Raw genomic sequence first — 13408 nt, 5'->3', positions numbered from 1 at the left:
TTCTACTCAAACCACCGATTCCCACCAATGTAGCTCACCAAGTGATCCTCTTCTACTCAACTAACCCTGCTACTCTCTAACGGTCACGTTCCGACCGTCGATCGCAACCGCCCCGGCGGCGATTCGCGAGACGACCCACGGGAGCAGCGCTTGCTCTGCCGCGTGGATCCGCGGCGCCAGCGTCTCCAGCGTGTCGCCGTCCGCGACCTCAACCGTGCTTTGCGCGATAATCGCGCCGCTGTCCAGTCCACCGTCGACGAAGTGAACGGTGACTCCCGTCACCTTCACGCCGTAAGCCAGCGCCTGACCGATGCCGTTCACGCCCGGGAATGCGGGCAGCAGCGACGGATGCACGTTGATCATCCGTCCGAAGAACGGCTCCACGAGCACCGGCGTAAGAATCCGCATGTAGCCGGCCAGCACGATCAGTTCGATTCCGCGTCGCCGCAGCTCAGCCAGAATCTCCGTTTCATATGCTTCACGCGAAGCGTACTCCTTCGGCCGAAACGCAAAAACATCAATGCCGGCCTCTCTCGCGCGCGCAACTACAGGCGCCTCCGGCTTATCACAAACAAGAAGCTCGAGGCTTGCGCCCTCGAGCCTTTGCTTTTTTGCTGCGTCCACCAGCGCCCCAAAGTTCGAGCCGAAGCCCGAGGCAAACACGGCGACGCGAATTCCGGCCATTAAACGTCAGCTCCCGTAAAGGTGACTACACGGCTGCCTTCCGTTACTTTACCGATGATGTAAGCATCCTCGCCAAGCTCGCGTGCGATACGCAGCGCTTCTTCGGCTTGTTCAGCTGGAACGACAACGACCATACCTACACCCATGTTGAATGTTGTGAACATGTCGCGGTTCGTGATCGAGCCTTTTTCTTGCATCAGCCCGAAGATCGGTTGAATCGGCCATGAACCGTATGCAATCTCAACGTTAACGCCTTCAGGCAGAACCCGCGGAATATTCTCGATGAATCCGCCGCCTGTAATATGGGCCATCCCTTTAACTTGTACTTGTTTGATCAGCTCAAGAACGGATTTCACATAAATCCGAGTCGGCTCGATGATAACTTCGCCGAGCGTTTTGCCGCCAAACTCAGGCAGTGCATCGCCAAGACCATAACCTGCAGTCTCAAGCAGTAAACGACGAACGAGCGAGAAGCCATTGCTGTGAATACCGCTCGAAGCGAGACCCAGCACGACATCGCCAGGAGCGATTGTTTTGCCGTCGATGATGTTTTTCTTGTCTACGATACCGACCGTAAAACCAGCAATATCATATTCGTCGCCTTGGTACATACCAGGCATTTCAGCTGTTTCGCCGCCGATCAGAGCGCAGCCGGACTGCACACAGCCGTCGGAAATCCCTTTAACGATCGCTTCGATCTTCGCAGGCTCTACTTTGCCGCAAGCGAGGTAATCAAGGAAAAACAGCGGCTCCGCGCCTTGGACGATAATATCGTTCACGCACATCGCAACAGCATCAATACCGATCGTATCGTGCTTGTCCATGGCAAAAGCGACCTTCAGCTTCGTACCCACGCCATCCGTACCCGAAACCAATACCGGCTCCTCGTACTTGTCTTTATTCAGACCGAACAGTCCGCCGAAGCCGCCAAGATCCGTCAATACTTCCGGACGGAACGTCTTCTTCACATGTTTCTTCATCCGTTCGACCGCTTCGTTACCAGCCGCGATATCAACGCCGGCTTCTTTATAAGCTTCTGCCACGATAGTCACTCCTTAATTTATCAATCTTGCTGCTTGTTTTATTTGGTGCCAAAGTGAACGGAGGTTGATATGGAGTCGGAACAGCGATAGCGGTCGCCTAGGCTGAATGATTGGCGTAACTTCGACCACGCAAATCATTCAGCCTTTGTATTCGGATTCTAACCTTATAACACTTGTTCAAGGAATCCGAATACAACAGCGAGTGGAGACCCATATCGACCGCAGGTCACGATTTTAGCACCGAATAAACTAGCAGCTGCAGCTTTTCTCCGAAGTCGGATCCACCGGCGTCGGATAATCATTATCGAAGCAAGCCAAGCACATACCACGATTGTATTCGCCGTCGTTGCCGCCAACAGCCTCTATGAAGCCATCATGGCTTAGAAAATATAACGAATCCGCATTGATCGCCTGACGAATTTCTTCGACCGTCTTCTGCGAAGCAATCAGTTCCTTGCGGTCAGGCGTGTCGATGCCGTAGTAGCAAGGGTTCTTGAACGGAGGTGAAGTAATGCAGACATGAACCTCAGTCGCGCCTGCTTCGCGAAGCAGGTTCACGATGCGAAGGCTCGTAGTACCGCGCACGATCGAGTCATCGATCATGACAACGCGCTTACCTTCAACCACTTTGCGAACCGCGGACAGCTTCATTTTGACGCCTTTTTCCCGAAGCTCTTGCGATGGTTGAATGAACGTACGGCCCGTGTACTTGTTCTTGATCAGACCAAGCTCATAAGGAATGCCCGTTTGCTCCGCATAACCGATGGCTGCCGAGATACTGGAATCCGGTACGCCTGTTACGAGATCGGCATCGAAGAAAGCTTCGAGCGCCAGCTTCTGCCCCATACGCTTACGCGCCGAGTGCAGGTTGATTCCATTAATATCGCTATCCGGTCTTGCAAAATAAATATATTCCATCGCACAAGTCGCGCGGCGCTCCAGCTTCTCGAAACGATCTTCACGAAGACCGTTCTTATCCAGCACAAGCAGTTCGCCCGGCTGCACGTCACGTACATACTCAGCACCGCACGTTTCTAGCGCGCATGTCTCCGAAGCGAATACATAACCGCCGTCAAGCTTACCCATTACGAGTGGACGAAGACCATGGCCGTCAGAGGCAACAAGCAGCTTGTCATTCGTCATAATAAGAAAAGCAAAACCGCCAATAATCCGCTGCAGCGCATCTTTTGCCGCACTGACAAAGTCTTTGCTCGAGCGTGCGATCAGATGGGCGATAACTTCCGTATCACTTGTCGTTTGGAAGATCGAGCCCTGGCTCTCCAGCTCCTTGCGGATCGAAGGCGCGTTCACGATATTTCCGTTCGTAGCGACAGCGAGATCGCCGTCCCGATATTTGAAGACAAGCGGCTGCGCATTCGCGAGCTTGCTTTCCCCTGCGGTCGAATACCGCACATGGCCGATGACACAGTTGCCCGGAAGGCCTTCCAGCGTTGCCTGGTCGAACACTTCCTTTACGAGACCCATGCCCCGGTGATACGTAAACTTGCCGGTTGTCGATTCCACTGCGGCCATGCCGGAGCTCTCTTCGCCGCGGTGCTGCAGCGCGTGCAGCCCGTAGTAGCCAAGGGAGCAGGCATCCGGGATGCCATACACCCCGAATACCCCGCACTCTTCACGCAATTTGTCAAAAATATCGTCACGGCCAATGCCTTCGTTATAGTGATCGCCAGTCCACAGCTTCGGCAGCTGTTTTATTTCATCAGACATGGAATCGCATCCTTCCAAACCTTCTCCAGTTGATCAACCGGTGCGTTGATGCCCGGTTTGCCATTAACAGTAACAACAAGTCCGCTTGTGCGAACGACGCCTAGTGCCGCGTTTGTTACGCCCTTATCTGTCAGGTACTTTTGCAGCGCTTGCGCTTGCTCCGGTTTCGACGAAAGCAGAATACGGGATTGCGATTCGCTGAACAAAGCGGCATCTGGACGCAGGTCTGTCGTAATGTCCACTTCAGCGCCAAGCTTGCCGCTGATTGCCGATTCTGCTAGTGCAACCGCTAGGCCGCCCTCAGACAAGTCATGCGCCGAAGCGACAAGACCTTCACGAATTGCGCCAAGCACGCCATCAAGCAGCTTCTTCTCTGTAGCGAGGTCAATTTGCGGAGGACGTCCTTCGCTCTTGCCTTGCAGCACGTATTGCAATTCACTTCCGCCAAGCTCATGCTTCGTTTCGCCGGCTATGAAAATAACATCGCCTTCTGCCTTAAAGCCTTGTGTCGTAATATGGTCAACGTCGTGCACGAGTCCAACCATCCCGATAACCGGTGTCGGATAAATCGCGCCTTTCGCATTTTCGTTGTACAAGCTGACGTTACCGCCGATAACCGGCGTATCAAGCGCACGGCAAGCTTCGGAAATACCGTCTGCCGCTTTCTCGATTTGCCAGAACACTTCCGGCTTCTCAGGGCTGCCGAAGTTTAGGTTATCCGTAATCGCAAGCGGCTCAGCACCGGAACATACGATGTTACGCGCTGCTTCTGCTACTGCGATACGTCCGCCTACTTCTGGATCAAGGTACACATAGCGACCGTTGCAGTCTGTTGTCATCGCAAGCGCTTTGCGCGTTCCGCGAATCGTTACAACCGCAGCATCAGAGCCTGGTTGAACGGCAGTGCTTGTGCGCACCATGTAGTCGTATTGGTTGTAAACCCACTCTTTGCTCGCAACCGTTGGTGAACCCAATACTTGCTTAAGCGCACCCGTCAGATCCGTTACTTCCGGATAAGCCGTCGTGTCGATTAATCCATTTGCCGCGTAGTAAGCAGGCTCTTTGGAAGGCTTGTCGTACATCGGGCACTCGTCAACGAGCGCTGTTACCGGCATATTCGCCACTTCTTCGCCTTGGTGGAACAGACGCAGACGGCCATCATCCGTAACTTTACCAACCTTCACGCAGATAATGCCCCAACGGTCAAAAATTTCCTGCGCTTGCGCTTCATGCTGCGGTTCAACGACGAACAGCATACGCTCTTGCGACTCGGACAACATCATTTCGTAAGGAGTCATGCCTTCTTCGCGCTGCGGCACCTCGTCGAGGTACAGCTCCAAACCGTTACCTGCTTTGGACGCCATTTCGGCACTGGAGCAAGTCAGACCGGCTGCTCCCATATCTTGAATTCCGACGACGATGCCGGAATCGATTAGCTCAAGTGTTGCTTCCATAACCAGCTTCTCCATGAATGGATCGCCGACTTGGACAGCGGTACGTTTCTCTTCGGACTCTTCGGACAATTCAACCGATGCGAATGTCGCACCGTGAATACCGTCACGGCCGGTAGCAGGACCAACGTAGAATACCGGGTTGCCTACACCTTTTGCCACGCCGCGCTGGATTTTATCATGATCGATCAGACCCACGCACATTGCGTTAACAAGCGGGTTGCCTTCATAGCTCTCATCGAACATAACTTCGCCCGCAACTGTCGGAATACCGATACAGTTCCCGTAGCCTGCGATACCGCCAACCACGTGCTCGAACAGATATTTAACGCGCGGATTCTCAAGGTTACCGAAACGCAAGCTGTTCAGCAGCGCAACCGGACGAGCACCCATGGAGAAAATGTCGCGGATAATGCCGCCTACGCCTGTTGCTGCGCCTTGGTAAGGCTCAACTGCGGACGGATGGTTATGCGATTCGATTTTGAATACAACCGCTTGGTTGTCGCCGATATCCACGATACCCGCGCCTTCGCCTGGACCCATCAATACTTTTGGTCCGGTGATCGGGAACTTCTTCAGAATCTTCTTCGAGTTCTTGTAGGAGCAATGCTCCGACCACATAACACTGAAAACGCCGATTTCCGTATAATTCGGCTTGCGTCCCAGAAAACCGCAAACCAGTTCATATTCATGATCCGTCACACCGAACTGCGTATAAATGCGTTGCTCCGCAATTTGTTCCGCTGTCGGCTCCTTAGCCGTTAACTGCTGCGCCATGTTGTTCCCTCCAAGCATTCAAAATCGATGTAAACATCCGTTTGCCGTCTTCCGAGCCAAGCAGTTGATCCACTGCGCGCTCCGGATGCGGCATCATGCCGACTACGTTGCCGCGCTCATTGCTGATCCCTGCGATATTTTCGATGGAACCGTTCGGGTTCGTGTTACCCGCATAACGGAACACAATTTGGTTGTTTGCTTTCAGCTGCGCGAGTGTTTCGTCGTCACAGTAGTAGTTGCCTTCGCCATGCGCGATCGGAATATCGATGAATTCACCAGGTGCGTATTGGCTAGTAAATGCTGTTGCGTTGTTTACTACTTCCAGCTTTGTTTGCTGGCAGATGAATTTCATACCGTTGTTGCGGAGCAGTGCGCCTGGCAGCAAGCCCGCCTCCGTAAGGATTTGGAAGCCATTGCAGATGCCGAGAATGAATTTGCCAGCCTCAGCCGCTTTCACTACTTCGTTCATAACCGGTGCAAATTGAGCAATTGCGCCGCAGCGCAAGTAATCTCCGTAGGAGAATCCGCCCGGCACCAGAATCGCATCATAGGCGGAAAGATCCGTAGCCGTATGCCATACGTATTCGACTTGCTGTCCGATTGTATCTTCTACGGCTTTGAAGCAGTCAATATCACAGTTGGAGCCTGGAAAAACGATAACCGCAAACTTCATCGTTTAGCCCTCCAATTCAAAACGGTAGTCTTCCACTACTGTGTTTGCCAGCAGCTTCTCGCACATCGCTTTCAGACGAACTTCCGCTTCTGCACGATCCGTAGTATCTAGGTTCAGTTCCAAATATTTGCCGATGCGGACTTTGCCAACTTCCTCGAAGCCCATTGTGTGAAGCGCGCCTTGTACGGCGCTGCCTTGCGGGTCAAGCACGTTTTGTTTGATCGTTACGTAAACTTTAGCCTTCATTTGGGGGGTCGCCTCCTGGAAAATGTGAGATGGGGGATGGGAGCGCTGCGCAAAACGCGGATATGTCGGCCTTCGTCGCTGTTGAACTTTGGGAAACTTGAACAATATCCTAGCGGATGTTTCCCAAGTTCAAAGGCGAGCGCTAGCGCTCTACGGCTCGACATACCACTTATTTGCTTCGCCCATCCTGGTAAAACACTTTTTACAGGATGCTCTTTGAGCATCCTGGGCTCGCTTCGCGGGGCTATCCGCCACCGCTTGCGTCGCCTGATTTATGTGGTGCGAGCCATCTGTGCTTGGCCCGCGGGTTTTTTGAATGCATTGCAGCCTACGCTGCAAGTGCTATACCAATGCTTCGCCTGTCAGCGCTTTGTAGATCGCTAGGTAGCGGTTGGTTGTTTCGTCTACGACGGATTGCGGAAGTGGAGCCGGTTTGCTGTCTCGATCCCAGTCGGAGCCGAGCAAGTACGTGCGTACCGGTTCTTTGTCCATGCTGTCGATCTCGATGTCGAAGGCATAGTTGTCTTGAGCCCAGAAACGGGAGGAATCCGGGGTAAAGATTTCATCGATGAGAATGACTTTACCATCTATAAGGCCGAACTCGAACTTGCAATCTGCCAGAATGATGCCGCGCTCTTCGCAGAAGCCTCGCGCATATTCGTACAAGGCGATGCTCTTATCGCGAAGTTCTTCCGCAAGCTCGGCGCCGACCATCTCTTGCATCCGCTCGAACGGGATGTCCTCGTCATGGCCAACGTCGTTCTTCGCAGCAGGCGTGAACAGCGGCGCTGCAAAACGCTCGTTCTTGCGCAGACCTTCCGGCAGCTCGATGCCGTTAATTGCCGATGTTTTCACATATTGTCTCCAACCGCCGCCAGTGATATAGCCGCGAACGACACATTCGATATCGATGCGCTCCGCTTTCTTGGAAACCATGATGCGATTCTTCAACAGTTCCGGCTCCGTTACGAGATCGCCAAGCTTGTACACGTCCGTGTGAACAATATGATTCGGCATCATCTCAGCCGTTTGATCAAACCAGAAAGCCGACAAGCGGTTCAACACATTGCCTTTCTCCGGCACGGCCGGGTCCAGCACATAGTCAAACGCGCTGATGCGGTCCGTCACGACGATCAAATAGTGCTCACCAAGATCATAAAGCTCGCGAACCTTGCCCTTATAAAGCAGCGGCGCTTTGACATAATCCACAGCCGTGGACAACGCTTGTGTCATTTCTCTCTCTCCTTTTGGCTTGTTGTTGTTTGTTAAGTAGTGACGGAGCAGGCATGAACAGTCCGAAGAAGCGTTAGCGTTCGCCTTTGTACTTGAATTTCCACCTCTAATCTCCTACAGTTCAAAGAAATTCAAAGTACAACAGCGATCGTAGGACGTTCATGCATGCGCAGTCATGCCCTTAGATCAACTCAAGCCGTCTGAAAATTGTATCCACGTGCTTCAAATGCCAAGCCGGATTAAACGCATCAGCGATTTCATCCGCGCTCAGATGAGCCGTAATTTCCGGTGTCGACTCAATGATGTCGCGGAATTGGCGCTGCTCTTCCCATGCTTGCATCGCGCGCGGCTGTACAGTGTCGTAGGCTTGCTCGCGGCTCATGCCTTTATCGATCAGCTTCGTCATGACGCGGCCGGAGAACGGTACGCCGAACGTACGCTGCATATTGCGTTTCATGTTCTCAGGGAACACTTGCAGGTTCTTGATGATGTTGCCCAGACGGTTCAACATGTAGTTGAGCAGCATCGTGGAATCCGGCAAGATCACGCGCTCAGCCGACGAATGGCTGATATCGCGCTCATGCCACAGCACTACATTCTCGTACGCTGTCAGCATATGGCCGCGGATAACACGGGACAGACCGGAGATGTTCTCGCAGCCGATCGGGTTGCGTTTGTGCGGCATTGCGGATGAACCCTTTTGACCTTTGGCGAATGGCTCTTCCACTTCACGGAACTCACTCTTCTGCAGAGCGCGGATTTCCGTAGCGAATTTATCAAGGGATGTCGCGATCAGTGCCAAAGCGCCGATGTACTCGGCATGACGGTCACGCTGCAGCGTTTGCGTCGAGATCGGAGCAGGCGTAATGCCAAGCTTCTTACACGTGAATTCTTCTACAAAAGGATCGATGTTCGCGTACGTACCAACTGCACCGGAGATTTTGCCGAATTGAACGCCGTCAGCCGCATGGCGGAAACGCTCCAGGTTACGCTTCATTTCTTCATACCAGAGGGCAAGCTTCAATCCGAACGTTGTCGGCTCCGCGTGTACGCCATGCGTACGTCCCATCATCGCTGTATCTTTATAAGCAACCGCTTGGCCGCGTAAAATTTCAATAAAGTTCGTGATGTCATTCTCCAAGATTGCGTTCGCTTGAAGGAGTAGATAGCCCATCGCTGTATCTACCACATCAGTAGATGTCAGGCCGTAATGCACCCATTTGCGCTCAGGCCCGACTGTTTCGGAAACCGCACGCGTGAAAGCAATAACGTCATGGCGTGTTTCCAGCTCGATCTCGTTGATGCGGTCGATATTGAAAGTCGCGCCTTTACGAAGGGCTTCAACATCCTCGCGCGGGATAACGCCAAGCTCTACCCAAGCCTCGCATGCGCAAAGCTCAACCTCGAGCCATGCCTTGAATTTGTTCTCTTCTGTCCAAATCGCTCTCATTTCCGGTCTGCTATAACGTTCTAACATCGTGAATTAATCCCTCCAAATGTTCGTTTCGGAAATCCACGCCAGCGCCTGCTCGACATCTGCAGCAAGCACGTTGACATGACCCATTTTCCGTTTATGTTTGGCTTCATGTTTCCCATATAAATGAATTTTAGGCGCTACGCCTAAACGTTCTGCATGCTCATCTTGCTTGGCGATCAACTCAAGCAGCGGTTCGACATGCTCGCCGAGCACGTTCACCATAACAACCGGCGTAAGGAGTGCTGTATCGCCAAGCGGCAATCCGCATACGGCGCGTACATGCTGCTCGAACTGCGACGTCCGGCAAGCCTCCATCGTATAATGGCCGCTGTTATGCGGACGTGGCGCAAGCTCGTTGACGAACAGCTCGCCGTCTTCGGTCAGGAACAGCTCTACCGCGATCAAGCCGACGGCGCCAAGCCCTTCGGCGATCCTAGCAGCCAAGCGCTCCGCTTCCCGCTGAAGTTCCTCATCGATTCGTGCAGGCACGATCGACAGGTGCAGGATATTATCGACGTGGATATTCTCCGCTGCCGGGAACGTACGAATCTCTCCCTGCGGGCTTCTTGCCGCAATGACCGAAAGCTCCTTCTGGAAGCGAATGAACTGCTCCAGCACTAGCTCCGTTCCGGCACGATTCAACGTCTCGAACGCTTCATCGATTTCAGCTTCGCTGCGGATGACCCATTGGCCTTTGCCGTCATAACCGCCCATGGCTGTCTTCAGCACGCAAGGCAGTCCGAAGCGGCCAACCGCTTCGCGAAGCTCATCCGCGCTGCGCACCTCTGCATAAGGCGCCACCTTCACGCCTGCCGCTTCAATCGCGCGTTTCTCACGCAGGCGATGCTGCGTCGTATAGAGCAGCTCGCTGCCTTGCGGCACGTAAGATTCCTCCATCAGCATGGCCGCAACGCCGGCATCGACGTTCTCGAATTCATACGTGATGACATCCGATCGCGTCGCCAGCTCGCGAGCCGCATCGCGATTGTCATAAGCAGCAACGATCTGACCTGCAACTTGTCCAGTAGGCGCATCCGGCGTCGGATCAAGTGCCACGAAACGATACCCCATGGCGCTGCCTGCATTCGCCATCATTCGGCCGAGCTGGCCTCCGCCAAGGATACCGATTGTCGAGCCGGGCAAAATCACTTTCACTTCTTTACCCGCACCGCTGCTCATAACGTCTCACTGCTTTCGAGTACTTCCTGCTCAATCCGTTCGCGGCGCGCAAGCACGCGGGCTTGTACTTCCGGATCGAACGCGCCAAGCATCTGCGCAGCAAGCAATCCCGCGTTCGTGCCGCCGGCGTTGCCGATCGCAACCGTCGCAACCGGAATGCCGCCAGGCATCTGTACGATGGACAGCAGCGAGTCAAGTCCGTTCAAGTTCGAAGACTTCACAGGCACACCAATAACCGGCAAGATCGTCTTCGCAGCGACCATGCCGGGCAAATGTGCAGCTCCGCCAGCACCCGCGATAATAACTTTCAAACCGCGTTCTACTGCTGTTTCTGCGTATTGGAACATAAGATCCGGTGTCCGGTGAGCCGATACAACCTTCTTCTCATAGGGAATTTGTAACTCGTCCAGAACGTCACAGGCTAACTTCATTGTCTCCCAGTCTGACTTGCTGCCCATGATGACGCCGACTTTTGCTGACATCTGCTTATAACCACCTTTGTTTGATGAAGGAATCTGATTACATGACAAGCCACAAAAAAAGTCCCTCAGCACAGGCTCCACAACATGGATGGCTTCGGGACTTACAAGTCCAGCAATGAAGATTGCGCCCTATCGCCGCCTGCTAACCAGTAGACAGGAACGGCAATAGACAACATCAGGCTGCCCCGTCAAGGCGGCAACCTGGTTCTTCAACTGCATGGGCTCGTAGTCCGAAAATTAAGGTTCTCGGGTAGATACTCTCGGGCCTAATCCCCAAGGATATACGAGTCTTGCATGGTAAGTATATGATTCGTTTTTCGCTATCCCTAGTTTATCAATCCTGACGCAGAATGTCAACGAAAAAACACGAACATTAAATTCAAATAATCAGTATAAAGTTCGTGTTTTGCCTAGTTTTCTCAATTTTCACGAATTATTTTGAACAATCTGTGATCTTGTTGGTTATTCGGACCATTAGTGACGCCGCGCACCAATTCCGCCTGACTACAAAAACCGACAAAATACGCACCTCATTCGAGTCGATTTAAGCGACGGACTCTCCACCTCAAACGCATAAAAAAAAATATTGACTCATAAGTCAATGCAGGATTACAATCACATTGACTTATCAGTCAACGTAGATTGTTAACCCTCTAAACGATAGGAGGCTCCAAGCGTGAAACCAATCGTCGAACTTCGTCAGCTGACGAAAGCTTACGGCAAGAGCCGCGGCATATCAGAAGTATCCTTCGCCATCGGGGAAGGTGAGGTGTTCGGATTCATCGGGCCTAACGGCGCCGGCAAGAGTACCGCAATCCGAACGCTGCTCAATTTCGTCTTTCCTACCTCGGGCAGCGCTTCGATTCTAGGTATGGACATTGTGAAGGATGCCCAGGCTATCCGCCGCCAAGTCGGTTATCTGCCTTCAGAAGTATTTTATTACGATGATATGAAGGTTATGGATCTGCTCAAGTACTCCGCGGCTTTCTATGGCCAAACGGATTCCAAACGAATCACAGAGCTGGCCGCACGCCTCGACCTTGATCTCTCCCGCAAAATCGAGGACCTCTCCTTCGGCAACCGCAAGAAGGTCGGCATCGTTCAAGCGCTGCTGCACAGGCCGAAGCTGCTCATACTGGATGAACCGACCGGCGGCCTCGATCCACTCATGCAGAACACGTTCTTCGAACTGCTCACAGAAGAGCGCAAGAATGGCACAACCATCTTCTTCTCCTCCCACATTCTGAGCGAGGTGCAGAAAATGTGCGACCGAGTCGCCATTATTAAAGAGGGTTCGCTTATTAAAGTGGAATCCGTCGAACAGCTGCTGAAGAACAACTTGAAGAATATCACCCTGACGGCAAGCCGTCCCGAAGCCATTGGCCTCCCGCAGCTAAGCGGCATTCTAAAGCAAGAAACAACCGGCTCCCATGTGAAGCTGCTGTATGGCGGCGATATGAAAGCACTTATTCAGGGATTGGCGAATTGCGCCTTCACGGATATTCTGATCGAAGAGCCTTCGCTTGAGGAAGTATTCATTCATTACTACGAGAAAGAATAAGGAGGCCGCACTATGCTTCTCAGAAGAGAATTCAAACGGAATCTTCGGGGATTGATCATTTGGAGTATTATTATGGCCGGTATCATCCTCTTATATTTAAGCATCTACCCGGAATTCGCGAAGTCACAGGAAGGACTCGACGATATGATGAGCTCGCTGCCCGAGGGGATGAAGAAAGCCTTTGGCATGGATCGGCTGAACATGAGCTCCTTGCTCGGATTTTATGGTATCGAGATTCATTTGATGACGACCTTGCTCGGGAGTATTTTCGCATCGTTATTGGCTTCTAATATTGTAGCGAAGGAACAGCACGAGAAGACGATCGAGTTTCTGCTCTCAAGACCCATTACGCGCACGCAGATCATCTCGCAGAAGCTTGCTGCCGTTGTTATCAACGTACTGCTCTTCAATGTTGTCATTGTGGCTGCCAGTCTGATTGGCTTTCAATTCTCGAACGACGATAATGAAGTATCACTGTCCACCTTCTTCCTGCTGGAATCAGCCGTTCTGATGATGCATCTAACTTTCGCAAGCATCTCGTTCTTGTTCTCGACGATATTGAAAAGAACCCGATCCGTCGTGTCCCTGTCGCTCGGACTGGTGTTCATCACTTATTTCTTCAGCATCATTTCAGGCGTCTCCGAGCACTTCACTTGGTTCAAATATATCAGTCCCTTTAAGTATGCCGAAGCAGCAGCCATCATCTCAGACCGGTATTTCGATCCCCTGTACATCACCATTATGGCCGTCGTTATCGTCTGTTGCGCGCTGTCCGCTAACTGGTATTATAGTAGAAAAGACATCACCGTTTAGCTGACGAGGAACTGAGGTGTAGGCTGTGTATCCCGCATTCGCGAAGCTTCCTGAAGAGAAA

At 52.5% G+C, this 13408-nt stretch carries 12 protein-coding genes and 1 riboswitch; of the genes, 2 read left to right on the top strand and 10 right to left on the bottom strand.

Annotated elements, in window-relative coordinates; translation table 11 throughout:
• Positions 1–69: 69 nt before the first annotated feature.
• From purN to purE, 10 genes are all read right to left on the bottom strand, one after another.
• Positions 70–684 (bottom strand): phosphoribosylglycinamide formyltransferase, encoded by a 615-nt coding sequence (purN, locus tag AC506A_RS26060; protein WP_495463915.1) that lies wholly within the window; start codon positions 682–684, stop codon positions 70–72.
• Complete coding sequence (gene purM, locus AC506A_RS26055) at positions 684–1727, bottom strand: phosphoribosylformylglycinamidine cyclo-ligase (RefSeq protein WP_495463914.1); 1044 nt, start codon at positions 1725–1727, stop codon at positions 684–686. Before purM ends, purN begins: the two co-directional genes overlap by 1 nt.
• A 249-nt stretch (positions 1728–1976) precedes the next feature.
• Positions 1977–3455, bottom strand: coding sequence for an amidophosphoribosyltransferase (gene purF, locus AC506A_RS26050; RefSeq protein ID WP_495463913.1), 1479 nt, complete (start codon positions 3453–3455; stop codon positions 1977–1979).
• Complete coding sequence (gene purL, locus AC506A_RS26045) at positions 3440–5683, bottom strand: phosphoribosylformylglycinamidine synthase subunit PurL (RefSeq protein ID WP_495463912.1); 2244 nt, start codon at positions 5681–5683, stop codon at positions 3440–3442. Before purL ends, purF begins: the two co-directional genes overlap by 16 nt.
• On the bottom strand, positions 5661–6356 hold the full coding sequence (purQ, locus tag AC506A_RS26040) for a phosphoribosylformylglycinamidine synthase subunit PurQ (protein WP_495463911.1): 696 nt from the start codon (positions 6354–6356) through the stop codon (positions 5661–5663). Before purQ ends, purL begins: the two co-directional genes overlap by 23 nt.
• A gap of 3 nt (positions 6357–6359) precedes the next feature.
• Positions 6360–6602, bottom strand: coding sequence for a phosphoribosylformylglycinamidine synthase subunit PurS (purS, locus tag AC506A_RS26035; protein WP_494821099.1), 243 nt, complete (start codon positions 6600–6602; stop codon positions 6360–6362).
• Between the two features lie 342 nt (positions 6603–6944).
• Positions 6945–7835, bottom strand: a complete 891-nt coding sequence (locus AC506A_RS26030; RefSeq protein WP_495463910.1) for a phosphoribosylaminoimidazolesuccinocarboxamide synthase — start codon at positions 7833–7835, stop codon at positions 6945–6947.
• A 181-nt stretch (positions 7836–8016) separates the two neighbouring features.
• Positions 8017–9312, bottom strand: a complete 1296-nt coding sequence (gene purB, locus AC506A_RS26025; RefSeq protein WP_495463909.1) for an adenylosuccinate lyase — start codon at positions 9310–9312, stop codon at positions 8017–8019.
• 6 nt (positions 9313–9318) lie between these two features.
• On the bottom strand, positions 9319–10491 hold the full coding sequence (gene purK, locus AC506A_RS26020) for a 5-(carboxyamino)imidazole ribonucleotide synthase (protein WP_495463908.1): 1173 nt from the start codon (positions 10489–10491) through the stop codon (positions 9319–9321).
• Positions 10488–10973 carry a 5-(carboxyamino)imidazole ribonucleotide mutase gene (gene purE, locus AC506A_RS26015; protein ID WP_495463907.1) on the bottom strand — a complete coding sequence of 162 codons (486 nt, stop codon included), beginning with the start codon at positions 10971–10973 and terminating at the stop codon, positions 10488–10490. The genes purK and purE overlap by 4 nt, the downstream gene beginning before the upstream one ends.
• Positions 10974–11179: 206 nt before the next feature.
• Positions 11180–11280, bottom strand: a riboswitch (purine riboswitch).
• Between the two features lie 369 nt (positions 11281–11649).
• Here purE and AC506A_RS26010 point away from each other — a divergent pair.
• Positions 11650–12534 (top strand): ABC transporter ATP-binding protein, encoded by an 885-nt coding sequence (locus AC506A_RS26010; protein ID WP_495463906.1) that lies wholly within the window; start codon positions 11650–11652, stop codon positions 12532–12534.
• Between the two features lie 12 nt (positions 12535–12546).
• Entirely contained in the window at positions 12547–13347 is an 801-nt protein-coding gene (locus AC506A_RS26005) for a DUF2705 family protein (RefSeq protein ID WP_495463905.1), read from the top strand.
• The last annotated feature ends 61 nt before the right edge of the window (positions 13348–13408 follow it).

The sequence above is a fragment of the Paenibacillus sp. N22P23 genome, assembly GCF_059383735.1.
Note: the sequence above shows the minus strand (reverse complement) of the source record. Positions and strands in the feature narration are given on the sequence as shown.